The organism is Sulfurimonas sp. ST-25 (assembly GCF_048079205.1).
In the GTDB taxonomy this organism is placed as follows: Bacteria; Campylobacterota; Campylobacteria; order Campylobacterales; family Sulfurimonadaceae; genus Thiomicrolovo; species Thiomicrolovo sulfuroxydans.
Genome location: NZ_CP182225.1, coordinates 1923249 through 1945556, shown reverse-complemented (window position 1 = coordinate 1945556; position 22308 = coordinate 1923249). Strand labels below are relative to the sequence as shown.

The 22308-nt window shown below is 54.8% G+C and carries 41 protein-coding genes and 3 tRNA genes; 35 read left to right on the top strand and 9 right to left on the bottom strand.

Features of this window, described 5'->3' with window-relative positions:
- Window positions 1-110 precede the first annotated feature (110 nt).
- The gene (locus tag ACM66T_RS10135; RefSeq protein ID WP_345969622.1) at window positions 111-413 is read left to right on the top strand and encodes an STAS-like domain-containing protein; all 303 of its coding nucleotides are present in this window, start codon (window positions 111-113) and stop codon (window positions 411-413) included.
- Here ACM66T_RS10135 and ACM66T_RS10130 read toward each other — a convergent pair.
- Genes ACM66T_RS10130 through ACM66T_RS10120 form a run of 3 tightly spaced genes read right to left on the bottom strand, consistent with a single transcriptional unit; the run spans window position 410 to window position 2650 of the window.
- The gene (locus ACM66T_RS10130) at window positions 410-1240 is read right to left on the bottom strand and encodes an ATP-binding protein (protein WP_345969621.1); all 831 of its coding nucleotides are present in this window, start codon (window positions 1238-1240) and stop codon (window positions 410-412) included. The genes ACM66T_RS10135 and ACM66T_RS10130 overlap by 4 nt on opposite strands.
- A gap of 4 nt (window positions 1241-1244) precedes the next feature.
- Window positions 1245-1841, bottom strand: a complete 597-nt coding sequence (locus ACM66T_RS10125; protein WP_345969620.1) for a hypothetical protein — start codon at window positions 1839-1841, stop codon at window positions 1245-1247.
- Window positions 1841-2650 (bottom strand): XRE family transcriptional regulator, encoded by an 810-nt coding sequence (locus tag ACM66T_RS10120; RefSeq protein ID WP_416768505.1) that lies wholly within the window; start codon window positions 2648-2650, stop codon window positions 1841-1843. Before ACM66T_RS10120 ends, ACM66T_RS10125 begins: the two co-directional genes overlap by 1 nt.
- Before the next feature lie 114 nt (window positions 2651-2764).
- Between ACM66T_RS10120 and ACM66T_RS10115 the strand changes: the two genes are divergently transcribed.
- The 20 genes from ACM66T_RS10115 (at window position 2765) to ACM66T_RS10020 (ending at window position 10014) form a co-directional block, all read left to right on the top strand.
- Window positions 2765-3028, top strand: a complete 264-nt coding sequence (locus tag ACM66T_RS10115) for a hypothetical protein (RefSeq protein WP_345969618.1) — start codon at window positions 2765-2767, stop codon at window positions 3026-3028.
- 292 nt (window positions 3029-3320) lie between these two features.
- Complete coding sequence (locus tag ACM66T_RS10110) at window positions 3321-3701, top strand: DUF6948 domain-containing protein (RefSeq protein ID WP_416768504.1); 381 nt, start codon at window positions 3321-3323, stop codon at window positions 3699-3701.
- The gene (locus ACM66T_RS10105) at window positions 3685-3930 is read left to right on the top strand and encodes a hypothetical protein (RefSeq protein WP_416768503.1); all 246 of its coding nucleotides are present in this window, start codon (window positions 3685-3687) and stop codon (window positions 3928-3930) included. The genes ACM66T_RS10110 and ACM66T_RS10105 overlap by 17 nt, the downstream gene beginning before the upstream one ends.
- Window positions 3931-4059: 129 nt before the next feature.
- Window positions 4060-4136, top strand: a tRNA-Arg gene (locus ACM66T_RS10100).
- Between the two features lie 4 nt (window positions 4137-4140).
- Window positions 4141-4215 (top strand) — tRNA-Ile (locus ACM66T_RS10095).
- Window positions 4216-4360: 145 nt separating this feature from the next.
- Window positions 4361-4930 (top strand): Nmad5 family putative nucleotide modification protein, encoded by a 570-nt coding sequence (locus ACM66T_RS10090; protein WP_416768502.1) that lies wholly within the window; start codon window positions 4361-4363, stop codon window positions 4928-4930.
- Window positions 4931-5117: 187 nt separating this feature from the next.
- Window positions 5118-5336 carry a hypothetical protein gene (locus tag ACM66T_RS10085; protein ID WP_416768501.1) on the top strand — a complete coding sequence of 73 codons (219 nt, stop codon included), beginning with the start codon at window positions 5118-5120 and terminating at the stop codon, window positions 5334-5336.
- A 103-nt stretch (window positions 5337-5439) separates the two neighbouring features.
- The gene (locus ACM66T_RS10080; RefSeq protein ID WP_345969615.1) at window positions 5440-5613 is read left to right on the top strand and encodes a hypothetical protein; all 174 of its coding nucleotides are present in this window, start codon (window positions 5440-5442) and stop codon (window positions 5611-5613) included.
- Window positions 5614-5697: 84 nt separating this feature from the next.
- Window positions 5698-5967, top strand: coding sequence for a hypothetical protein (locus ACM66T_RS10075; RefSeq protein WP_416768500.1), 270 nt, complete (start codon window positions 5698-5700; stop codon window positions 5965-5967).
- Complete coding sequence (locus ACM66T_RS10070) at window positions 5960-6184, top strand: hypothetical protein (RefSeq protein ID WP_416768499.1); 225 nt, start codon at window positions 5960-5962, stop codon at window positions 6182-6184. Before ACM66T_RS10075 ends, ACM66T_RS10070 begins: the two co-directional genes overlap by 8 nt.
- The gene (locus tag ACM66T_RS10065; RefSeq protein ID WP_416768498.1) at window positions 6181-6765 is read left to right on the top strand and encodes an exonuclease domain-containing protein; all 585 of its coding nucleotides are present in this window, start codon (window positions 6181-6183) and stop codon (window positions 6763-6765) included. Before ACM66T_RS10070 ends, ACM66T_RS10065 begins: the two co-directional genes overlap by 4 nt.
- 94 nt (window positions 6766-6859) lie before the next feature.
- Window positions 6860-7075, top strand: coding sequence for a hypothetical protein (locus ACM66T_RS10060; RefSeq protein WP_416768497.1), 216 nt, complete (start codon window positions 6860-6862; stop codon window positions 7073-7075).
- Window positions 7072-7245 (top strand): hypothetical protein, encoded by a 174-nt coding sequence (locus ACM66T_RS10055; RefSeq protein WP_416768496.1) that lies wholly within the window; start codon window positions 7072-7074, stop codon window positions 7243-7245. Before ACM66T_RS10060 ends, ACM66T_RS10055 begins: the two co-directional genes overlap by 4 nt.
- Entirely contained in the window at window positions 7242-7379 is a 138-nt protein-coding gene (locus ACM66T_RS10050) for a hypothetical protein (protein ID WP_416768495.1), read from the top strand. Before ACM66T_RS10055 ends, ACM66T_RS10050 begins: the two co-directional genes overlap by 4 nt.
- Window positions 7376-8146 (top strand): hypothetical protein, encoded by a 771-nt coding sequence (locus ACM66T_RS10045; RefSeq protein ID WP_416768494.1) that lies wholly within the window; start codon window positions 7376-7378, stop codon window positions 8144-8146. The genes ACM66T_RS10050 and ACM66T_RS10045 overlap by 4 nt, the downstream gene beginning before the upstream one ends.
- Complete coding sequence (locus tag ACM66T_RS10040; RefSeq protein WP_416768493.1) at window positions 8143-8715, top strand: hypothetical protein; 573 nt, start codon at window positions 8143-8145, stop codon at window positions 8713-8715. Before ACM66T_RS10045 ends, ACM66T_RS10040 begins: the two co-directional genes overlap by 4 nt.
- Window positions 8696-8884 carry a hypothetical protein gene (locus ACM66T_RS10035; protein ID WP_416768492.1) on the top strand — a complete coding sequence of 63 codons (189 nt, stop codon included), beginning with the start codon at window positions 8696-8698 and terminating at the stop codon, window positions 8882-8884. Before ACM66T_RS10040 ends, ACM66T_RS10035 begins: the two co-directional genes overlap by 20 nt.
- 1 nt (window position 8885) lies before the next feature.
- Window positions 8886-9383 carry a hypothetical protein gene (locus ACM66T_RS10030; RefSeq protein ID WP_416768491.1) on the top strand — a complete coding sequence of 166 codons (498 nt, stop codon included), beginning with the start codon at window positions 8886-8888 and terminating at the stop codon, window positions 9381-9383.
- A gap of 11 nt (window positions 9384-9394) precedes the next feature.
- Window positions 9395-9682: a hypothetical protein gene (locus ACM66T_RS10025; RefSeq protein WP_416768490.1), complete on the top strand. Its 288-nt coding sequence runs from the start codon at window positions 9395-9397 to the stop codon at window positions 9680-9682.
- An 86-nt stretch (window positions 9683-9768) separates the two neighbouring features.
- Window positions 9769-10014, top strand: coding sequence for a hypothetical protein (locus ACM66T_RS10020; protein WP_416768489.1), 246 nt, complete (start codon window positions 9769-9771; stop codon window positions 10012-10014).
- Here the strand turns inward: ACM66T_RS10020 and ACM66T_RS10015 are convergent.
- Window positions 10002-10364 carry a hypothetical protein gene (locus tag ACM66T_RS10015; protein WP_416768488.1) on the bottom strand — a complete coding sequence of 121 codons (363 nt, stop codon included), beginning with the start codon at window positions 10362-10364 and terminating at the stop codon, window positions 10002-10004. The two genes, ACM66T_RS10020 and ACM66T_RS10015, sit on opposite strands and share 13 nt — an antisense overlap.
- A gap of 80 nt (window positions 10365-10444) precedes the next feature.
- Between ACM66T_RS10015 and ACM66T_RS10010 the strand changes: the two genes are divergently transcribed.
- From ACM66T_RS10010 to ACM66T_RS09985, 6 genes are all read left to right on the top strand, one after another.
- On the top strand, window positions 10445-10624 hold the full coding sequence (locus ACM66T_RS10010) for a hypothetical protein (protein WP_416768487.1): 180 nt from the start codon (window positions 10445-10447) through the stop codon (window positions 10622-10624).
- Window positions 10621-11226, top strand: a complete 606-nt coding sequence (locus tag ACM66T_RS10005; RefSeq protein ID WP_416768486.1) for a DNA adenine methylase — start codon at window positions 10621-10623, stop codon at window positions 11224-11226. Before ACM66T_RS10010 ends, ACM66T_RS10005 begins: the two co-directional genes overlap by 4 nt.
- Window positions 11227-11243: 17 nt before the next feature.
- A complete protein-coding gene (locus ACM66T_RS10000; RefSeq protein WP_416768485.1) occupies window positions 11244-11468 on the top strand; it encodes a hypothetical protein in 225 nt (74 codons plus the stop codon).
- A gap of 9 nt (window positions 11469-11477) precedes the next feature.
- A complete protein-coding gene (locus tag ACM66T_RS09995; RefSeq protein WP_416768484.1) occupies window positions 11478-12566 on the top strand; it encodes a DNA cytosine methyltransferase in 1089 nt (362 codons plus the stop codon).
- Window positions 12567-12755: 189 nt separating this feature from the next.
- A complete protein-coding gene (locus ACM66T_RS09990) occupies window positions 12756-13001 on the top strand; it encodes a hypothetical protein (protein WP_416768483.1) in 246 nt (81 codons plus the stop codon).
- Between the two features lie 31 nt (window positions 13002-13032).
- Entirely contained in the window at window positions 13033-14103 is a 1071-nt protein-coding gene (locus ACM66T_RS09985) for a tyrosine-type recombinase/integrase (RefSeq protein ID WP_416768482.1), read from the top strand.
- A 69-nt stretch (window positions 14104-14172) separates the two neighbouring features.
- Here the strand turns inward: ACM66T_RS09985 and ACM66T_RS09980 are convergent.
- Window positions 14173-14249, bottom strand: a tRNA-Met gene (locus ACM66T_RS09980).
- A 220-nt stretch (window positions 14250-14469) separates the two neighbouring features.
- On the opposite strand from ACM66T_RS09980, the gene groES reads away from it, so the two are divergent.
- Together groES and groL are read left to right on the top strand one after the other, a co-directional pair.
- The gene (gene groES, locus ACM66T_RS09975) at window positions 14470-14730 is read left to right on the top strand and encodes a co-chaperone GroES (protein WP_231018895.1); all 261 of its coding nucleotides are present in this window, start codon (window positions 14470-14472) and stop codon (window positions 14728-14730) included.
- Window positions 14731-14749: 19 nt separating this feature from the next.
- Entirely contained in the window at window positions 14750-16387 is a 1638-nt protein-coding gene (gene groL / locus ACM66T_RS09970; protein WP_231018894.1) for a chaperonin GroEL, read from the top strand.
- A gap of 322 nt (window positions 16388-16709) precedes the next feature.
- Here the strand turns inward: groL and ACM66T_RS09965 are convergent, their stop codons facing one another.
- The 4 genes from ACM66T_RS09965 to ACM66T_RS09950 form a co-directional block, all read right to left on the bottom strand.
- Window positions 16710-16949: a DUF3862 domain-containing protein gene (locus ACM66T_RS09965; RefSeq protein ID WP_231018892.1), complete on the bottom strand. Its 240-nt coding sequence runs from the start codon at window positions 16947-16949 to the stop codon at window positions 16710-16712.
- 83 nt (window positions 16950-17032) lie between these two features.
- A complete protein-coding gene (locus ACM66T_RS09960) occupies window positions 17033-17473 on the bottom strand; it encodes a hypothetical protein (RefSeq protein WP_231018891.1) in 441 nt (146 codons plus the stop codon).
- Between the two features lie 12 nt (window positions 17474-17485).
- A complete protein-coding gene (locus ACM66T_RS09955; protein ID WP_416768481.1) occupies window positions 17486-17962 on the bottom strand; it encodes a hypothetical protein in 477 nt (158 codons plus the stop codon).
- A 62-nt stretch (window positions 17963-18024) separates the two neighbouring features.
- The gene (locus ACM66T_RS09950; protein ID WP_231018889.1) at window positions 18025-18228 is read right to left on the bottom strand and encodes an RNA-binding S4 domain-containing protein; all 204 of its coding nucleotides are present in this window, start codon (window positions 18226-18228) and stop codon (window positions 18025-18027) included.
- 103 nt (window positions 18229-18331) lie between these two features.
- Here ACM66T_RS09950 and ACM66T_RS09945 point away from each other — a divergent pair, with 103 nt between their 5' ends.
- Genes ACM66T_RS09945 through ACM66T_RS09920 form a run of 6 tightly spaced genes read left to right on the top strand, consistent with a single transcriptional unit; the run spans window position 18332 to window position 22277 of the window.
- Window positions 18332-18775, top strand: coding sequence for a hypothetical protein (locus tag ACM66T_RS09945; protein ID WP_231018888.1), 444 nt, complete (start codon window positions 18332-18334; stop codon window positions 18773-18775).
- A 52-nt stretch (window positions 18776-18827) separates the two neighbouring features.
- Entirely contained in the window at window positions 18828-19283 is a 456-nt protein-coding gene (locus ACM66T_RS09940; RefSeq protein WP_231018887.1) for a YchJ family protein, read from the top strand.
- Between the two features lie 30 nt (window positions 19284-19313).
- Window positions 19314-20918: an ABC-F family ATP-binding cassette domain-containing protein gene (locus tag ACM66T_RS09935; protein WP_416768480.1), complete on the top strand. Its 1605-nt coding sequence runs from the start codon at window positions 19314-19316 to the stop codon at window positions 20916-20918.
- Window positions 20905-21738, top strand: a complete 834-nt coding sequence (locus ACM66T_RS09930; protein ID WP_231018884.1) for a DUF5718 family protein — start codon at window positions 20905-20907, stop codon at window positions 21736-21738. The genes ACM66T_RS09935 and ACM66T_RS09930 overlap by 14 nt, the downstream gene beginning before the upstream one ends.
- Entirely contained in the window at window positions 21731-21955 is a 225-nt protein-coding gene (locus tag ACM66T_RS09925) for a DUF1653 domain-containing protein (RefSeq protein ID WP_231018883.1), read from the top strand. The genes ACM66T_RS09930 and ACM66T_RS09925 overlap by 8 nt, the downstream gene beginning before the upstream one ends.
- Window positions 21942-22277, top strand: coding sequence for a translation initiation factor (locus ACM66T_RS09920; RefSeq protein ID WP_231018882.1), 336 nt, complete (start codon window positions 21942-21944; stop codon window positions 22275-22277). Before ACM66T_RS09925 ends, ACM66T_RS09920 begins: the two co-directional genes overlap by 14 nt.
- The last annotated feature ends 31 nt before the right edge of the window (window positions 22278-22308 follow it).

The following is a 22308-nucleotide window of genomic DNA, read 5'->3' as shown; positions in this document are numbered from 1 at the left end:
GCGCAGCTAGTGACAGCGTTTAAGCATTAATGATGGTAAATGATGACTATACTGTTTGTGTATCTATTCTACACTTTGGTATAATCACGCCACCAAAAAGGAGTGATCCGATGAGCATCGTAATCAACGTAAAAGTGGAAACCGGTGGTTTTGACTTTATTGGTTCTCGCGGTGCCGGTGAAATCATCAGGGAGAAAATGAAACCTGTGCTCGATGCCGGTGAAGAAGTTACACTTGACTTCGTAGGCGTCGACCAGGTGACACAATCCTTCATTGATGAATTTTTCGGGATTTTTATCCGTGCGTTCGGCATCGAGTATATCCGTGGAAAAGTGAAACTGGTCAATGCAAAGGATGGGATTAAAAATACCATCAACTTTGTAATTAAATACTCAAAAGAGCGTAGCGCCTAACTATAGAAGTCCTCGTCTTCCCCGAGGTCTTCCCCCCATAAATATGTGTTCCTGAAGTAATCCATATCATGGTTGATTTTCGCTTCGTCAAACTCGAAAGCGACAATGACGCCCTTCCACGGAACATCAAGATCAATCATGTCAAATTCCCCGTTATAGCGCATCATAGCCCCATTCGAAATGACGACAAACTTCCCGCCGGTTTCCAGCATGATCTGGAGCATTGCATAGAGACCAAATCCTGCATTTTTAGCAGCTCCATACATTGTCTGCCTGGTGGAAGTGACGCCTTTGTTGAACGCTCTGACTATCGCATCAAGCTCGCTGCTGACATCATCGTAATTTAGTCTCATATTTTCAAGGAAGCCAACACCCCTGTCGGCAACCACGAACTGGATATGCCTTCCGCTCGGAAAGTATTGCGCCATTGTGTACCCGCCGACAGCAGAGTGGGCATGGTCAGCAACATTATTCATCAGCTCTATAAAAAGGTACTGCAAATAATCCTTCAGGTCCTTTTTGTCCTCGGGCTTGAGCGACGGAAAATTTTTAAGCATGATATCAGTGGTGTGCAATGATATTTTCTCAATTCCTGCTCTTCCGATGATTGTTTCTATCGGGCTATAGGTAGCATTGGTACGATACTCGCCTGTTATCATATTCTTAATATAGTCGTTTCCGATTGTGACAGTCAGCCCGTTATCGTTCTGGTATGCCCGAATCATCGCCGCATAAATTGGTTCGCACCATCCCTGAAAGGGGAAGCTCGTATTTTGCCCCTGGAAGAGGTGTAAATGATGCTCTATATTATCGATCCCTATTCCCATTATGCTACTCTACCTCCTTCTTCATCATCTGTTCCATCTTCTTCCGCTGCACATACTGCACATACCGGTAAAAGAAATTCGCCTGCGCCCGGAAACGAAAGGTGATCGACTGCTCCCATGTTCTGACATCGCCGTTGTCATTTCTGATCTGGTAAAGCAGCACCTTTTTTTTCAATACCCCACCAAGCTTCACCTCATAAACGCTATCTACAAGGTCGGTCTCTACCCCCTTCATGGTCATAATGTTCTTCTCCAGTGAAACCTTCGTCATGGAATAATGACCGGCCAGCTTGTCGATTGCGAATATAGAAGACACGACACCCAACGACAGGAACAGTGGAAAGAACAGCATAAATGACAGGTCGTTCTCTATAGCCTTCGATACGCCCTCGGCCGCGTACACTGACGGGAGTACAAATGAAAATGCAAGCACGTAGTACAAGATCTCATAGAGCCTGTAGTTTGTGATGGCCTTGAAGTCCTTCATCCCCTTTGTGTCGAGGTGGGCCTCCTCAAAATAGGAGAAGAAATAGGCATTCCCATGCAGCTGGTTCACCGTCGGTCCGTTGTTCGTTGTCCCGTTCTGGTTGAACGCAGGCATCACAGCTTCTCAAAATGGCCGATGACGCGGCCGATGACTTTGCAACTGTCCATGTCATCCTCCCCGAGCTCGATATCATCGACATCGACGTTATCGCTGATTAGGCGCATTACTTTTGTGATGGGGTTGCGTCTGACGCGCTTCACCAGGAGAACATCGCTGCACATGATGACGTAGATGGCGCCGTCGTGTATCCGGGAACCCTCGTTCTCAAACGGGTTCACGAACAGCAGCTCACCGCTCATGATCGTCGGGGACATGCTGTCGCCGGTGGCGTTGATGATGTGCATGCCGGCAAACTGCTCCAACCCAAAATGACTTCGCAGAAACGACCGTTCAAATGCTATGGGGGTCGAAATAGCCGCCTCTTCATTGTAGGCCCCACCGCCTGCGCTGGCATACACATCGCCGAAGTAGTCCATGGCAACCATCCCAGTGCCGCTTTTCTTCAGTGTTTTAAGCATGCCGGTAGCATCTTCTTCGGCCATCATTGTACCGCCGCCGATATGAGCATCACCATTTATCTGATTGGCGTAATTGGCACCATTATTCTTGGTATCGTTCATTGTAAATACGGCACCGTTACTCACGCGCTCGCCCGTCTCAATGTAAATAATTTCCTTCGGTGTGAACAGACCCTGCAATTCCCTTCTGAAGGACTTCGGCATCTTCTGAGCTCCACCCCCACGTTCATAGCGACTGATCTGTGTTACATCCTTATCAACAGTCTGGGCAATTGTCTGCTGTGTGATCTCTTTTTCTTCACGCAGTTCGCGGAGTCTCTCGCCCCATTTTTCAGGATTGTTCATACTTTTCCTCTATAGCCTTGACAATTAACTTGACAATTGTCTATAATGGCTCTATTCGTTTACGTTTTCATAACGATAACAATTATAGCGAAGACAATGAAAGGTTTGCAGGAAATGACGTTTAACACCACGCTCAGCCTTTGGGAAAACATCAAGTCAGGACTCTGGGCTTCGGGGCGTACGCCCGAACAGATGGCCAACGAGCTTGGGACGACGCAGGGCAGCATCAAGACAGCCATCGGAAACCGGTTCAAGCGCAAGGGCAAGACCCCGCCGCTGCACAAGAGCGTCTTCGACTACCTGGAAGAGCACTGCATCGGCTTCAGAGAGTACGCCGAAGAGAACGACATCACCGTAGCTTCAATCGATCCGGTCTAGGCCGGTTCCGTTGAGCCTATGGCTCGCCCGATGATCCGGCGCGGTTGCGCGCCGCTTCGTCACCCAGGACAAGGATGCGTTATCCACGTCCGCCCGCGTCGCGAGACGCCACCACATCCACCGCGATAGCCCACCAGCTTTGACCGCGGGAAGATGCCGACCGGCACCAGTGCGGCCCTGGCTTGCAGCCGCAGCGTGAAATGAAGCAGCCCAAGTTATTCAATAATGGTTAACAACTGAGTATCTACCTGTGGGCGGGGCAAACGCCCACACCAAATACTCAAGGAACCCCATGAAAAACATCGATGATCTGACGATCGGAGAAGCAAAACAGTTGGCGGCCATGTTCGGCAGCCAGAAGAGCAGTGGCGGGCTCAAAGGCATGATTGGAGAGAAGGTAATCATTCGTACATACTCCGCAGGCGTATGGTTCGGCACCCTCACACAGAAAGCTGGCAACGAGGTGATCATCAAAGACGCACGACGCATGTGGCGCTGGTGTGCTAAAAAGTCTATCAGCCTCAGCGCCGTTGCTCTTTACGGCGTTCAGCAGGAGAAATCCAAGATCGCACCGGCACTACCGTCCGTCTGGCTTGAAGCAATCGAGATCATCCCCTGTAGCGCAGACGCAATCGAGTCTATCCAAGGATGTCCCGATGTCGAAGCTGAATAAACCAGAGATCGACGGCTACGGCTCCGGCTACGGCGACGGCGACGGCTACGGCGACGGCTACGGCGACGGCTCCGGCGACGGCTACGGCGACGGCTCCGGCGACGGCTCCGGCGACGGCTCCGGCGACGGCTACGGCTACGGCTCCGGCTACGGCTACGGCTCCGGCGACGGCTCCGGCGACGGCTACGGCTACGGCTACGGCGACGGCTACGGCTACGGCGACGGCTGAGAAGCCGGAGGCTTCAACCGTATACCATCTTGCAGAGCTTTCACCACTTCCGACGTAAAAGAAAACGAAACCATCACAAAGGAATATCCTTCGGTAAATATGAGTTCGTCGGAAGCGTTGAGAGCTCATGTGACCGTAGCTCAGCAGGATAGAGCACCGGATTCCTAATCTGGAGGCCGCCGGTTCGAATCCTGCCGGTCACACCAACACTGGCAGATAACTCAGCGGTAGAGTCCCCGGCTCATAACCGGATCGTCGCGGGTTCGATCCCCGCTCTGCCAACCACAAAGAGCTTTCCGAGAAACCGGCCAACCCACCAATATCGTGCTTTAAATTTTACACGGCGCGCGGACGGGCCGCCTGCCGAGGCCGCCGGCTTCTCGGAGAGCTTATTTACTAAGTACCTACCATCATCAAGCAAAGGAATACTATGCCAAGACTCACCAAGGAAATCAAAGAAGTCATCGTCAAAAAAGCAGTCGAGATGTCACCGATCTTCAAAGAGAAAGAAGCACTTAAAAAACGTCAGTATGAGCTTTATGAAAAGATCAGAGTCCACCAGCTTGGGGGTAAAGAGAAGGCAGCACTGGCGGAAAAAATTGAGTCTGAATTTATGGAACAGACGAAAGATCTTCCACGATCCTCTATTCAGAGCCCGTTTCACAAGTCGAATTCAATCCGTGTCTACTATAACGGGAATTCACACTACATCCTTGGCGCAAAGTCAAACATAACTGTCAATCAGCGTTTTGACCCTACTGGAAAATGGTCAACGATTATTGAGAACTATCTGTACGATGTGGAAGCCAATCGCAATGCGATCCTCAATCTCCAAGAAAGCGTTTTTAGTCTACTGATCTCTGTCAACACGACAGGACAACTTCTCAAAGCATGGCCCGAAGCAGAAGAACTGATTCCATTCGATGCAATGGTAAAGAAAAACGTCCCGGCAATTAAAACAGATGAGCTCAATACCGCCATCGGTCTGCCGTCAAAGTAAACCTATAGCATATCCGCCCCCAGCGGCGGCCAACCACGAACCGCAAAAAGAGACCATGGGAAACCCGCTTCGTTTCTCCTCCTTAACACACACTCAAAGCTGACCCAAAACCGTTACACCAGAGCATACCGTAACACACTCTCCCCGTGGTCTCCTTTTGCGGTTTCGCCATCACAAGGAAAAAGTCATGACGAAAAAAGAGCATAGAGAAAGCCTCCAACGCATCTATGAGTCGGTGCTTTTCGCATATGAACAAACTGTAAGAGATCGCAGATCTGCCTATCGCAGATATGTGAAATATAAGCATGGAGATACGGTCGATTTTGGCGAGTATCTGTCAAGTCGCAGTGCATGTTTCTGGCTGGTCAAGTCGCTCAAACAGATCAAGCGCGAGCTGGCGGCATGAAGCCCCGCCTCGTCACCCTGCTGGGGCCGGGTGGGGTGCCGGAAAAACCGAACGCGAAACGGCTCCCCATCCGCTTCGCCGCACAATCAAAAAAGAGGAAAGCATGACATGTCAGGCATTCAACATCATCAACAACGACATCAGGGCAAGAAGGGCGCTGCACCGCAGCATGGCCGCAGGGGAGGAAGCCGCGATGCGCAGGACGCTGGCGGAGACTACCGCCATGCTAAAGGCATGCGGCATCAGCTGTACCGGACCGACCGGCGCCCGGGGCTGAGAAAAGCCGGGAAGAGTCTGCCCGCACCCGCTGGGCCGGAACTGACGCTGCCGGAAGTCTGGTGGCTTTGATAAGGAATAAGTAATGGCTAAAAAGTGCTCCTACGATGGATTACACTACTATCCGTGCGATAACATCGGCGAGGCGATAAGGGGTGTAAACGGCGACTCGATTGGCCTTACAATTAGGGCCGTTTATAATTTTGAACACGAGCTTGAATACAACAGTGGCCTCATTCTAAAGTGGGGCAGGAAACGCACTGACATGGCAATCATTACATACTGTCCTGCATGCGGTGAGAACATCGTGCCAAGGTATAACGACTGCGGCGATGCATCGGAAGAGCATGCGTAGCCCTGCCATGACACCCCTCTACCTCACATGCCCGCCCGACCAGTTCGCCGCGGCGCCATGCAGCGAAGAGCACACCACCAACACCGCCGCCGTCAAACTCGAAGCCGTGAACTGCAAGGTCTGGCTCAACGACGCCGGCCGCTGCAGCGTGCAGCAGTTCGGGACCGCCCGGCAGGCCCGGGCCAAATATGAACAGATCAAAAAGGAGATCGGATGAAAAAGAAGTTACTCTACATCGACACAGAAACGACGGGGCTCGACCCGCAGCGCCATGGCCTACGCGAAATTGCCTGCATTCTCGTCGAGGACGGGGAGGTTGTGGACATATTCAAAACCATGGTGAACCCCGGCACATACCGCAGAGAGGTCGAAATCGACCAGCAGGCACTCGACATCAGCGGGAAAGACAGAGAGGAGCTGAAACTCTACCCGTCGAGCGATGAAGCCATGGAAGCATTCCGGGGCTTCCTCTCCAGGCATAAGCCCGAAGATGGAAGGCTCCAGATCGCAGGATATAACGTCGGGTTCGACATTGGCTTCCTGAAAGAGTGGTTCAAAGATTGCGAGCTCAACTATGACGACTTCTTCAACTACAAGCCCCTTGATATCTTTGCACTCGTAGGGGTCCTGCGCTACCACGGCCACATCAATACCAAAAGCGATAAGCTCGCAGTTGTATGCGAGGCGTTCAGCATCCCAATCGATGCGCATAATGCGCTCAGCGACATCACCGCTACGATGCAACTCCACCAGCTGCTCGCCGATCGCTTCATTTGCGAGAAAGAGATCGCCCAATGAAAGCAGCCATCGTAAACAAGGAGCTGCGCCGCATCGTGTCGACGCCGTCGACATACACTGCCGCCCAGTTCACACAGGCCGTCAAGGCGAAGTCATGAACATCGTTGCTAGCATCATACAGAAGCGCACTGAGCTTCTGTTGGAGCGTCTTGAAGAGAAGGCCGCCAGTCTTTCCGAAATTTCAACGGAGGGGATTACGGCCATCGTGTCAGCTACTAAAGATGACCGGTCAAAGGCTGCGCTCAAAGAGATTTTGGCTATCAAAACAGAGCTTGAAGTTCTGATTATGCTTGGGAAGGTAATGTCATGAATAAAGCCGTGAGAGCGCTGATCGAAGGGTACGTCACATCCGGCATAGCACCGCACTCGGTACGGATTGGCAAGCATATCCGTCTCGTCGGTGAAGTTGATGAGCAGAGATGCTATGCAGAGCTGCTTCAGATGTACGGCGGCTGGATGTTCGAGGACGGTGCGGCATGATCGACATCGCCGTTGCACTGGCCACCGTGGCCATCATCTACCTTGCCGTAAAGGCCGACAGGTGGCGCCGCGACAGAAAACGAGCGCGCATCGTCAAGCTTTACGGCGAACCGGAGATCAAGGAGCTTCCATGACACCGAAAGAAGCCTGGGACTCCTACGTTGAGTCCTGTAAAAAGGCAGGCATAAAACCGGGCCCCTACCGCAACCTCCTCGAGAACGAGGACGAACCAAAAAAGAAGCGCCGCGACGGCATCGCCGCGGCGAGCGCACAGAAAAGGAAAGAGAATATGGCAAAGCAAAAGAGACTCGGCAACCTCGAGATCGCCGAAGCCCTCGGCATCCGCATCGACCATGTGGGCCCTCTCAAGGATCTCGCCGGCATCAGCCGCCAGGGCCCCATCATGGAGAGCAGGCTCGAACAGCTCCGCAAGTACCTTGACGCCCTGCCGCCGATGCAGCAGGAAGAGGAAGATAACGGCATCGTCGACACCGAGGTAGTGGGAGACGGCACCGTCATCGGTGAAGGTGTTGTATCTGGCAAGGGGGAAGAGGCTTCGGAAGAAGAAGATCTTCCTGGCATGCCTCCTTTTACTATCCATGCCCCAGGAGATCCGGAAGAGATTTTGGGTGAGGAAGACGAGAAACCGGACGGCCCTGACCTCGGCGAGTACCTCGGCGGATTCGACCAGCACGAGTTCACCGATGACGACGTGCTGCGCACCATCCCGCAGAGCAGCCCCCTGTCAGACGCCGGGATGGAGAATCGCTTCACCCTCAGCAAACGCGCCATCGTCACCATCGCCAAAGCAGCCATGAACCGTGGCGCAGAAGAGGCCCTCCGCCGTGTCATCGTCGCGCCGGAGATCAGTGCTGACGATGTCCTGGGGGCGACGGCATGAAACGCGTCATCCTCATCGGCCATAAAAAGCGCCAGGGCAAGGACACGCTGGCGCAGATCCTCGCCGAGATCACCGGCGGGAAGATCGTACGCTTCGCCGACCCCATAAAGGAGATCCTCGCGGATACTTTCGGAGTACCTGTCTCTGAACTGGAGGATGCAAAAAATGATGAAGAGTGGGTGACGCATCCATTCCCGTCACGGTATGATCAGTCCTATCGTGACATGCTCCAGCGCTTCGGCCAGGCGATTAAAAAACAGTTTGAAGAGGATGTATGGGCCGGGCTGGCCACCGAGAAGGTATGGGACTGCGACACCGACATCGTCATCATCCCGGACCTTCGGTTCGAGGTCGAATACCTGGCAATGAAACGTGCCTTCCTCCCGGAGAACGTCACCACCGTCAACGTCACCCGCCCCGGGGCGGAGAGCCTCGACATGCACGAGAGCGAAACGGAGCTCGACGGCTTCACCTATGACCACGTCATTGTCAACGACGGCACCATTGAGGACCTGCGCGTAAAAGCGCTCAATATCATGGAGGGCATCGATGTCACAGCAGCAGTATAGAGAAGTACCGAACCACGAAGAGCAGACCTGTGCCAGCTGCAGGTTCTTCAAAGACAACAAATGCGTAAGCCTCGAGAGCAGCCGCAGCGGGATGTTCGTCCGCGAAAATGACAAGTGCAAAACCCACGAGCGCCCCGATATGAAGACCGGGTCGCTGTTCGGAGACTGACATGGCGACGAAAGACCAGTCCGTCATGATCCTCATGCTCATCGGTACGCTGATGGCCTATGTGAAGCACAGCGAGACGACCAGAAAGGTCGACAAGCTGCGCAAGGACATCCGCAAGGGCCTGTCCGCGATGTATCTGTACGACGGCGCAGAATATGACCGCATCGCCAAAGAGGCCGATATCGTCTGGGAAGGTGCCAAGAAAGAGCTCAACAACCTGAACTACACCATCAGCCTTATCGCGACATGCCGCGCGCTCTGGAGCATGCTGGACGACTCTCCGCATCAGCAGCTATGGTTTACCGAGCGCACTTTCACCGCGGCGATGCAGTCCATGGAAGGCGTATCTACCCGCAAGGACACCTACGACGTCGAACGCGACAGCAACATGCTGACCGACATCTTCGGCCGCCTGCTCGGCATCGAAAAGAAAAAGCCGCTGCGTGAGCTGTCGGCACGGATCCAGCTTAAGAAGAAAGAGCCGGCATATGCCGGCTAAAAGGATGAAGGATGAAAAAATTCTGTATAGGAGATGAAGTCGTATGGACATCCCAGTCCGGAGGCTTCGTAAAAAAGAAAGCTGGGAGAGTGGTTTTTATACTACAAGGAGATATATACCCAAGAAAGATAGCCATTAAGAAATTCCCGGGTCATAAGCGTATGTTCGACGGATACACGATACCTGAGAGCAAAAGCGGAGAAGCGTATCTCATCGAGGTATGGGATGGCAAAACTGACCGGGCTAAGCCAAAGCTGTACATGCCTCGTCCTGATACGCTCAAGGAGTATAAGGTATAAGTAGGTTATGGTGGGTCAATGTCTACTTGTAGATCGTAGCTTTTAATTAAAAAAATAAATGATAAAATCAGAGAAAGGATTTTATTTTGACTAATGATGATAAATTATATTTCTCTATTTTAGATGAGATAGTAAGGATACGAGGAAAAGGTGATATTCCTAAGTACATTGCAATGAGTATCGATTTTTATCAGGAACTATTAAACGAAAGTTCCTATGTAAACAGTCATAATTTAAATATTGGATCAATGATAGATGGCTATTTTCCATGCTGTGGATACCCAGTCTCGATTGAAGCAAATGTTGATGGATTTGAAATTCATTTACAATAAAACCACTCCGGTTTAGCGTACACGTACCGCAAAAACGTCCGCTCCCCCAGGAGCCTCCGGCGTAAAGCCCCCGCCATGATCACCGTCAGGCTGTACCTGGTCGCCACGGCCACCGCCGCCGCCTCGCCGTCCGGCGCGTCACCCCACCTTACCCCCGCCAGCATCCGCTCCCGCTGATGCTCCGAAATGTAGAACCGGCACCCGTCCGGGTCAAAGTAAACGTACCGCATCCGGTTGTGCCTCATGGGCACCCCGTAGGTATCCAACCTCCACACCCCGCGCAGCAGGCGCAGCTTGGTAGTAAGCACATCGTCGCCAAGCGACGGCAGGTAATCGCCTTCCAGTTTCATGCGTGCGAGTGTAGCTGTTTTGAAAATCAATCATAGGAAATCTGGCAATGACCCCTACCCATCGCCACAAAAGGACAGGCATGCTGCTCGCCTTTAAACGTTGCCACGGCAGCGTGTCTGTCTTTTTCGCCGTCGACGCGCAAGGTAACAAGCAGTATATGACCGGTGCGCTCAAGCGCTTCGAGAGACTGTGCATCACCAGGAACGAAAACGTAGAGCCGTACCGCCGTGCTCATCAACTGACAATGGAGCTATCATGACCGCAAAACCAACCCGCCCCCCGCTAAGGTACCACGGCGGAAAATTTCGCGTGGCCAAGAAGATCATCGAACTCATTCCGCCGCACCTCACCTACATCGAGCCGTTCGGCGGAGGGGCCGGGGTGCTACTGCGTAAAGCGCGGAGCAAGAACGAGATCTACAACGACCTCGACGGCGACATCGTCAACGTGTTCCGCGTGCTGCGAGATCCGGATCAGTCCAAGAAGCTGATCGAGCTGCTAAGGCTGACGCCGTTTTCGAGGGAGGAAATGAAGCTTGGATGGGAAGAGACGAACGATCCTGTCGAGCAGGCACGCCGGACTATCGTACGGTCACACATGGGGTTCGGGTCTGCAGGTGCGACAAAGGGAAGGACCGGATTTCGGGGACTCGACAGATGCGAGGCATCATTCAGCGCCCCGGCAAAGCAGTGGGCATCGCTGCCTGATCATCTGGTAGCCGTCGTCAACCGTATGCAGGGCGTCGTAGTCGAGAACATGGAAGCCGAAAGGCTCATAGAAAATACGGACCACACACAGACCTGCTTTTATGTAGACCCCCCATACCTTCCCGAAACGCGCTCTTCGATGGAGGGGGGCTGAAATACTACCGACACGAGATGGCGCCGGAAGACCACGAGCAGCTGCTAGAGAAACTGCTGCAGGTGAAAGGCATGGTTTTGCTTTCCGGGTACCGGTCGGAAATGTACGACGACATGCTGAAGGACTGGCGCATGATTACGTTCCCGTCGAGGGCATCATCGAAAGCGGGCACCGTCATCCGCGAAGAGTGCGTCTGGATCTCGCCGGCGGCTGAACAGCCGAACCTCTTCAATATCTCATAAAGACCCACCATGCCAAAACCCTACGCCTACTACAACGAATTCGACAAGGACAAAGCCGAATGGCTGCAGAACCTGATGGATGCAGGGCAGATCGCCCCGGGCGACATCGACACGAGGAGCATAGAAGATGTCCAACCAGCTGACCTTCTGGGATACACCCAGCACCACTTCTTCGCCGGTATCGGCGTCTGGAGCGCCGCACTCCGAAAAGCTGGATGGCCAGACGACAGCCCCGTCTGGACATTCTCATGCCCCTGTCCACCCTTCAGCACGGCGGGCAAAGGGCAGGAGTGCCCGTCATGTGGCGGCCGATCTCATCTGTGCCATCCTTCAAGAACCGGATATTTCATCTGCCTCGATTGCGGCCATAGTCACTTCGCCGACGCCAGGCACCTTTACCCTGAAATTTCAAGGCTCGCGCGCGAGTACCGTCCTGCAGCTTTCTTTGGAGAGCAGGTTGCAAGCGGCGACGGCCGGACGTGGCTCGCCACTGTACGCGCTGACATGGAAAACATGGGGTATGCCGTTGGGGGGACCGATCTGTGCTCTGCGGGCATCGGCGCGTTCAACATCCGCCAGCGGATCTATTTTGCAGGGTACCGGCTGGGCGACACCGGCGGCGAGGGACTGGAAGAGCGAATCTGGAACAGAGGAGTTCAACGAGAGGCGATGGAAACACACCAGGTGGAAACCGGTAAGCGCAGAAGTGACTCTTGCGGGATGGCCGACCCCAACGGCTACGGAGCCAAGCGAAGATCCCGAGAAGATCAAGGCCAGGAACGAACGCCAGAGAGAAAGGGGCATCAAGATCGGCACAGCGATGACGCTATCTGCACGATGCCAGATGGCCGGATGGCCGACACCGAAGGCAAGCAATGCAAACGGTCACGGAACCCATGGGGATGGCGGACAGGACCTGCAAACGGCCGCAATCAGTTTGTCCGGATGGGAAACACCTACGGTAAGCAGCAAGAAGAGGTCACAGCAGTTCATGCGGGATGCCCAGATGCCTCACGAGCTGACATGGACGCATGGACCGGCCAGGCTGACGGCGGCGGGCGACCTGCTGACTGGCTCTTCTGCCGCGATGGAAAGTAGCGGCCAGTTGAGCCCGGCACATTCCCGCTGGCTTCAGGGCCTTCCGGAGATCTGGGACGCGTGTATACCAGGTGGCGCCGCATTGGGCTTAAAGGCTACGGCGACGGACTCAACCTCGAAGTAGCGACGACGTTTATAAAGTCATCGATGCCGCTGCTGCAAAGCATAGATTAAACGAAAGGAGATGCCATGAGCGCATTACAGGAAATGCAGGATGATATTCGCCATCTCGCCGACGCATTCGATGCGTTCATGGCAATCCCCGAGTGGATCCCGCTGACGAAGGGCGTCGCTGAACAGTACGGGTACAAGACGCTCGACGGCCTCCGTGAGTGGTGCTACCGGAACCTCCCGCCGGACCTTTACCGGAAGAACGGAAAAGCGTGGGAGTTCCATCGGTCATCGTCATGGCGGATCAAACATAGGGTAAAATAACGGCGTGCCGATAGCGCCGAAAGGAGCTATTATGAGACGACGCGTCTATCTGAACCCAAACGGGGTGATCACGCTTGACAGCGATCTGTTCGGTAAACGCAAGCGGTTGTCTACCGGGCGAAAGCCGGGGAGCAAAAAAGAGGCCGAGAGGCTCATCGCCTGGTACCTGAAAAACTTTGACGATGAATACTCTGAACTGTACGGGGAAGGGAGGCCGACATCCGGCGTGCTGTTCCGGGAATACGGCGCCGACATCGTCTCCATCACCAGCGAGAACAGGAACAGGTTTTCGCAGGAGGAAGCCGAATCGGCGCTGGAGCGTCTGTGCGAGACGTTCGGCGATAAGTGCATTGACAGTATAACGAAAAGCGACTGCCAGCGGTGGCAGAATGAGATGGCCAAGAGCTACTCTAGCAATACCATCAATAAAAAGTGGCGCTCGCTGCTCAACGTCATTTTCGATTACGCGGTGTCCGACGGGCTGATCGATCGCAACCCGCTGTTCAAGCTGCCAAAGGCCAAGGGCCTGCCGGCGAAGGAGAAAGTGTTCCTTTACGAGAACGACTTCCCGAAGCTGTTTGCCAGAATGAATGAAGAGGAGCGCGACCGCTACGCCGTGGCGCTCTTCACCGGGGTACGCGGCGGCGAGTTCATTGCGCTGCGCTGGGATGATATCCTCTTCGACAAAGGAGTCATCAAAGTCGATACGCGGATCCGCGAAGGTGAAGAAGCAAAACCGAAGACGGAAGCAGGGGAGAGGGTGCTGCCGATGACACAGCACGTTTACGACGCCCTCAAGCGCCAGTACCTCCGCACCGGTCACCAGGAGTTCGTCTGGCTCACCTACATGGGCAAGCCCTACACGAACCATGCCGTCATCAGCACAAAGCTGAAAAAGATATCTGCGGAAGCAGGGCTCCCCCCTGTCACGCTGAAGGTATTCCGGGCGAGTTACAATACGTTACTCAAAAATAAAGGGTACCGCGACGACATCATCTTCCAGTGGATCGGACATACAGGTCCACAGGTAAATACGAACCATTACACCGGCACAATGCTGGCGGATATGGGACCGATAAACGAAGTGTCGATCGAGGCATAAAAGGGCACGATCAGGGCACGGTTAAAAATTTGAGTTGCTTTGAAGTCCGTAAGTTAGGGGTTTGAAGGATGGTGTCAAGAGAGAGACTTGAACTCTCGACCTCCGGCTTATGAGACCAGCGCTCTAACCAGCTGAGCTACCTTGACATCCGTTTGAAAGACCGAAATTATAGTTTCAGAGTCCTTAGATTTTCCTAAAACTGCTTCACTTGTTTTTGCAGATAGTTTAGCTAAACAGTTTATATGTTAATCGGCTAACTGTTCTTTAGCCAAATGCACTAAAGTTCTTGACAATTAAATGGCTATAAAGTAAAATTAGCGCGTAAAATTTTTAGCACATAGTGCTTTGTAAAGCAAAGGAGAACACATGAACTTTCAACCACTTGGTAACCGTGTGCTTGTCGAGCGCGTGGAAGACGCTCAGACCACCGCTTCGGGGATTATCATCCCGGACAACGCAAAAGAGAAACCTTCCCAGGGCAAGATCGTAGCAATAGGCGGCGACGTGGAGACCATTACTGTCGGCGATACTGTTGTCTTTGGCAAGTATTCCGGTAACGAGCTCTCGCTTGACGGTCAGGAGTATCTCATCATGGATGCAGACGACATTTTTGGAATTATCAAATAAATTTTAGAGGAGACAGAAAATGGCAAAAGAGATTCATTTTTCGGATGAAGCACGCAATACTCTCGCCGCAGGCGTACAGAAGCTGACGGACGCGGTCAAGGTCACCATGGGACCGCGCGGACGCAACGTCCTGATCCAGAAAAGTTTCGGTTCTCCGAACATCACCAAAGACGGTGTTTCCGTCGCCCGTGAGATCGAACTGAAAGATCCGCTCGAAGACATGGGCGCGCAGCTGGTTAAGCAGGTCGCCTCCAACACGGCCGACGAGGCGGGTGACGGTACGACGACGGCGACGGTCCTTGCCAACGCCATCTTCCAGGAAGGCCTGCGCAACATCACCGCAGGCGCGAACCCGGTAGAGGTCAAGCGCGGTATGGACAAGGCGACCGAAGCGATCCTCGCCGAGCTCAAAGCCATCTCCAAATCCATCAAGGACAAAACAGAGATCGCCCAGGTGGCGACGATCTCCGCGAACTCCGACAGCGAAATCGGCAACATGATCGCCGAAGCGATGGAAAAAGTCGGTCAGGACGGTGTTATTACCGTTGAAGAGGCAAAGGGTATCAGTGATGAACTCGACGTCGTCGAGGGGATGCAGTTCGACCGCGGCTATCTCAGTCCCTACTTCATCACCAACAGCGAGAAGATGATCGCGGAGATCGAAAACCCGTTCATCCTGCTCTTCGACCAGAAGATCAGCAACCTCAAAGACCTGCTTCCGGTCCTCGAGCAGATTCAGAAAACGAACCGTCCGCTGCTCATCATCGCGGAAGACGTCGAAGGCGAAGCGCTGGCGACTCTCGTTGTCAACAAACTGCGCGGCATTCTCAACATCTCCGCGGTTAAAGCACCGGGCTTCGGTGACCGCCGCAAGGCGATGCTGCAGGATATCGCTATTCTCACCGGCGGCCAGGTGATCTCCGAGGAGATCGGACGCACGCTGGAGTCCGCGAACCTTGCCGACCTCGGCCAGGCGTCCCGCGTCGTCATCGACAAGGACAACACGACCATCGTCGACGGTATCGGCGACAGCGCGGCGGTCCAGGCGCGTATCAACGAGATCAAGACGCAGATCGAAGCGACGACCTCCGAGTACGACAAAGAGAAGCTCCAGGAACGCCTGGCGAAGCTCTCCGGCGGTGTGGCGGTTATCAAAGTCGGTGCCGCGACAGAGACGGAAATGAAAGAGAAGAAAGACCGCGTCGACGATGCCCTTTCCGCGACGAAAGCCGCCGTGGAAGAGGGGATCGTTATCGGGGGCGGTGCTGCGCTGATCCGTGCCGCGTCCAAGGTGCAGCTCGACCTCGAAGGCGACCAGAAGATCGGCTACGAGATCATCCTGCGCGCCGTTAAAGCACCGGTCAAGCAGATTGCTGCCAATGCGGGCTTTGACACGGGCGTCGTCGTCAACGGTATCGAGACGGCTGCGAGCGAGAACGTCGGCTTTAATGCGGCAACAGGCGAGTATGTCGACATGTTCGAAGCGGGCATCATCGACCCGCTCAAAGTCGAGCGCGTCGCCCTGACAAACGCGACTTCCGTCTCCAGCCTCCTGCTGACGACGGAAGCGACGATCCACGAGATCCCGGAAGAGAAGCCGGCCGCACCGGATATGGGCGGCATGGGCGGCATGGGCGGTATGCCGGGTATGATGTGAGTTCGGAACAATAAACGCCAACTTCTTGGCGTTTATCCGAACGAAACCAGAAGCGATGTGCCGAAGGCACCGCTGGCGGCTTGAAATCAATAGCCCAACATTGCAAAAAACGTCAACTTGCTGTCAAAGAGTGATAGCTTCTACTTCCCTATTTCGACTTCACCGTTTTTATCTTTTCAATGATCAAATCAAAGATGACCGTTATACCGGCATGTTATGTCTGGAGCATTCGCGCGGAAACAAAGATGTAGAAGGGGGCTTGCTAAGGATATAAGTGTGTTGGGCTTCCGCTCCCATCGGAAGCAGAGGAGGGGAGAAAGGGTTACTTCAGCCCTTTGGCCGAGGTGAACGTCACCTGGTCGGAGATAAACTTGATATCGATCACGGCACCGTCGCTTTTCCACTGGCAACTGCTGATGCCGAGGGTCTCCGAACACCCCTTGGGTTTGCCGATCAGTTTGACGACTTCGTCGTAGCTCATGCCGGACTCGATTTTGTCGTAGTTCTCTTTGGTGACTTTGCTGCAGCCGCTGACGAGAACGATAAGGGCAGCGAGGATCATGAAGCGTTTATACAAGAGGATTCCTTTGTCGTGGTAGTGGCAAAATTATAACACGTTGGGGCCCGATAAGGGCAGGGGCCGCGTTAGGCCGTTTCGTATGCGTAGGTCCAGCCCGTCAGCTGTTTCTCTTTGACTTCCGGGAAGTTGTCGGAGTCGGCTTCGAAATCCATCACGAACATGACCGTCGAGGGGAGGCGCATTTTGTCTTCCGGTTTGAAGACGTGCAGCGGCATCGGCGTTTCCTGATTTGTCACGGCGAAGGCGACGCGGTCGGGCTGGCTGAAGAGGTCGGCAATATCGCGGAAACCGTACTGGTCGGCGAACTTCTCGAGGACGGCCTGCTGGATGTCTGCGGGCAGCATGTCGACGGTGTTGAGAAAAAGCGTGAAGTGGATCGGCGCTTTGGCGTTGTCGCGTACGGCGGGGGCTGCCATGACGATGTACTCGACGCCTTCGAGGTGCGCAGCGATCTCTGTCGGGTTGAGGTACTGTTCGGTTTTGAGGGCCGGGTGTTCCTGCGTCATCATCTTTTGCCTTTATTTCATCAGGGGTTCGAGCACACCGGCAATGCCCGTGTGCAGGTTGTAGTGCGCGATCGGGAAGTCGAGCGCTTCGTTTTCAAGGTTGACCGTGTAGCCGCTGAGGTAGGTGCCGAGCAGGGTCAGGTCGATCGGCGTATAAGCGGTGCACGCCTCCTCGGGCAGCGAGGTGCGGAGCAGCCGGCCGGCTTCGTTGCTTTTTTGCAGTGTGAACGCGAGGGTCTTGAGGCTGACCAGGTCGCACCAGCGCAGGACCAGCGACGGCGTGAGCCGCTCCTGGGGCTTGCCTTCGGGGTCGAAGAGCAGTCCCTGGTCGCGCAGCGGCACCAGGACGGAAAGCACGGCATGGGCCAGCGGGGTGACCTTTTGCGACCAGAACGGCGTCTCGTTCGCGTTGTTGAGCGCCACCTTCAGGGCACTTTCAATCGTGTCGATCTTTTCCTCTGCGAGGAGTTGGGCAAATGTTTTAATCATGGCGCGATTATAGCAAAGCGGCCATTTAGAGGCGCATTAACACTCCGGAAAATAAACACGCCTCAGACGGTCTTAATGGTCACTTCGCCGATATGGATGGTTTCGCCGGGGCGGATCTTCGCCCGTTTGCGGGTTTCGACCTCGCCGTTGCGGTAGACCAGCTCGTTTTGAATCAGTTGTTTGGCCTGCCCGCCGCTGTCGACGAGGTCGAGCAGTTTAATGAGTTTATAGAGTTCAATGTACTCGTCTTCGATCTTGTAAGTCATACGGAATTATAGCCTGAATCCGGGGCTTTCGCGGTGGCATGAGAACCGTTTACCCTTTAACGGTAGACTGTTCCAATACAAAATTAACGGCAAGGGAGAATGTATGCGACCGGTCATGACAGTTATGGGCTCTTTGATTCTGGCGGGTAACCTACTGCTTGCCGTACCGCTGCGTCCGAATGCGGTGACGGTCCGTAACGCGGAGCAGTCTGAACATGAAGTGCGAAAGGCCGTTGCCGAAGCACTTGTTGCCAAAGGACTCGAAGCACAGAGCGCCCAGCAGATCGTGGCGGAGCGCTTTGCGCCGGAGAGTGGCAGCTTTGCGGTCGTTTATGCCCATTTCCGGATGCTCTTTCCCGAATACTCCAGTGACGCCGTCCTTTCCGAAATGGCCAGACGCGTCCTGCACGGCGAACGCCTGACCTTTGATGATTACGATCAGCTCGTCGGGATGCTGCACCGACTCGAAGGGGTTGCTCTGACCCCTTCCCACTACGAGCGCGCCCGCCACTGCGCGCTGCTGAACCGCTACCGTTCCCAAGCCTAGTTCTTTGACGGCATTGCATGGTATGATGCGGCCTTGATTTGAAGGAGGACGCATGCAGTGTTATTGCGGCAGCGGAAAAACGTTTGAAGCGTGCTGTGCGCCGCTGATAGACGGCATTGCGACGGCACCGGGGGCGGAAGCGCTGATGCGCTCCCGCTACAGTGCCTACGTCGTGGGAGCGGGGGAGTACCTTGTAGCGACGACCGTTCCTGAGAAGCAGGTTCCCGAGGATGCTGAACTGATCCGGCAGCATGCGGAGGCGACGAGGTGGCTTGGACTGGAAGTGCTCGATGCAAAAGAAGCCGACAGTGCGGCAACGGTGAGCTTCAAAGCCTACTACCGCGAAGGTGACGGTCCCATCAGGGTCCACCACGAAAAGAGCACCTTCCGCCGCATGGACGGCCGCTGGTACTATGACGAAGGCACCCTCTATGAAGCCTCCGTCGGGCGGAACGATCCCTGCCCCTGCGGCAGCGGAAAAAAATTCAAAAAGTGCTGTATGGTATAATCGCGAAAAAATTACAGAAGCGACGACATAATGGTACAAGTAACAAACCTGACAAAACGCTTCGGCAGCCGCGTGCTGTTCGAAGGCATCAACCTCAAACTCGACCCGCATAAACGCTACGGCCTGATCGGGGCCAACGGCGCGGGCAAAACGACCTTTCTCAAGATCCTCAGCGGCCAGGACAAAGAGTTTGAGGGCGAGATCTCCATCGAATCGGGACTGAAAGTCGGTGTCCTCGGACAGAACCAGTTCGCTTTCGAAGATTTCACCATCGCAGACGCGGTGCTTTACGGCAACAAGCGTCTCTATGATGCCATCAAAGAGAAAGAGGAGCTCTACACCAACGGCGATTTCGAAGACGACGCCGTCAACAACCGCCTGGCGGAGCTGGAAGTGATCAGTGTCGAGGAAGACCCAACGTACGAGTATGATGTCAACATCACGAAGATCCTCGAGAACGTCGGCATCCCGGCAGAAAATCATCACGACCTGATGTCCTCGCTGCCGAGCGGCGACAAGTTCAAGGTCCTGCTGGCCCAGGTCCTCTTCCCGAAACCGGACGTCCTCTTCCTCGACGAACCGACCAACAACCTTGACATCGAAACGATCAGCTGGCTGGAGAACGAACTGCAGCGCCACGAGGGGACGATGGTCGTTATCTCCCACGACCGCCACTTCCTCAACGCCGTCGTCACGAACATCCTCGACGTCGACTACCAGAAGATCCGCGAATTCACCGGGACCTACGACGACTGGTACATCGCCGCGAACGTCATGGCGAAGCAGATGGAGATGGAGCGCGATAAGAAGCTCAAGGAAAAAGAGCAGCTCGAAGCCTTTGTCCGCCGCTTCTCGGCCAACGCCTCCAAAGCGAAGCAGGCGACGTCCCGCCAGAAGCAGCTTGAAAAGCTGGAGATCGAGGATATCAAGCCTTCCTCCCGCCGCGATCCGAGCATCGTCTTCAAAGCCAAGCGCCAGATGGGCGACGAAGCCCTGGACGTCCTTAATGTAAGCCACGACTACGGCGAGGGCCCGGTCCTGAACAACATCAGCCTCCATATCGAGCCAGGCGAGAAGATCGCGCTGATCGGCCCCAACGGTGTCGGTAAAACGACGCTCTGCCAGATTATCATGGAAGAGCTCAAGCCCAAAGAGGGGGAGGTGAAGTGGGGCGCGACCATCGAGCCGGGCTACTTCCCGCAGGATACGACCGACCGCATCAAGAGCAACGACACCCTCTATGACTGGCTGCGCGCTTTCGACCCGAAGGCGGACATCTCCGAGATCCGGAACTGTCTGGGGCGCATGCTTTTCAACGGCGAGCAGCAGGAGAAAGCGGCGACGAACATCTCTGGGGGTGAGAAGCACCGGATGATGCTGAGCAAACTGATGCTTGAAGGTCCGAACTTTCTTGTCATGGACGAACCGACCAACCACCTCGACCTCGAGGCGATCGTCGCGCTGGGCGAAGCGCTGTTCGAGTTTGACGGCAACGTCATCTGTGTCTCCCACGACCGCGAACTCCTCGATGCCTTCGCGTCGCGCATCATCGAGCTCAACCCTGACGGCACCTACAACGACTTCAAAGGCAGCTACGAAGAGTACGTTGAGGCGAAAGAGAATGGAAAACTTTAACGCCTACGCCGGGTTCGGCATCGCCGGAAACTTCGCCCTGCACCTGGAACAGGCCGGTGAAATAGAGGATTTCAAAAACCTCGAGGTCGCCGATGAAAACGGTCCCAAAGGGATCTTCCCTTTCTACATGCCGGGCCGCGACGGGCAGATCGGCGTCTACCCCCTCTCCTCCGGCACCATCAAACTGCCCGAAGACGCCGCGCTGAATGTCCAGGCGGAACCGGAAGTGGCACTGGAGTGCCGTCTGCGCTATGAAGATGGAAAGGTCGCTTCGATCACACCGGAGCGCTTCGCCCCCTACAACGACTGCTCTATCCGCCGCCCAGGGGCCAACAAGATCTCCGAAAAGAAGAACTGGGGTGCGATGAGCAAGGGACTCGGAGCGGAGATGACGCCCATTGACACCTTTGCCGAAGGCGGCGTGATGGACAGCTGGCACATCGCCTCCTTCCTGCGCCGCGGCAGCGAGCTGCACCGCTACGGCGAAGATGCCGCGCTCACAGGCTACAGCTATTTTCACGACAAGCTTACGGATTGGATCGTCAACCAGCTCAATACACAAACGGATACCGGCCCGCTGGAGCCGGTGCTCTCCTATCTTTCAGCGGCGGGGTACCCCGAGAAGATGATCATCAGCATCGGCGCGACGCGCTACACGGCTTACGGTGAGACGACTTTCCTGCAGGCGGGCGATGAGGTGATCGTCGTACTCTACGATACGCACTGCTGCGACGCCGACACCGTGATGGAGAGCATCGACGCGGGCGCTTACAAGGCGAACGGGATGCGTGTCCTCTCCCAGAAGGTCGTCGGTGCTTAAACCGGGCCGCTACCAGCACTACAAGGGGAACCACTACGAAGTGATCGGCGTAGCTAAACACTCCGAGACGGAGGAGGAGCTTGTTGTCTACCGTGCCCTCTACGGCGAACACGGGCTCTGGGTCCGTCCGCTTTCCATGTTTACCGAATGCATCCCCCACGAAGGCGTCTGCATCAAACGGTTTGAATATATCGGAGAAGCCCATGAGCCGCGGTAAGAAGCTCGATCTCTTTATCGGCGGAGACCTTGGAAGCGGCTGGTCGGAAGTGCAAGAGCGTGAGGCGGAAACGCCGCAAGAGCTGCTTGCACCCGAAAAACACTTTCTCGTCTTCAAGCGCGAAAAGCGGCGGGGAAAAACCGTGACTCTGGTTGGCCCCTTTGCCCTGGAGAAAGGCGATGCGGAGGCACTGCTGAAGCGGCTGAAGAAAAAGCTGGGCTCCGGCGGCGGCTACAAGACGCCGTGGATGGAGTTCCAGGGCGAATGCAGCGACAAGCTGCGCACCCTCCTCGAAGCCGAAGCCTTCCGCTTCAAAAAATAGTCTTTAAAGGGCACCTCTAAAAACCCTGTAC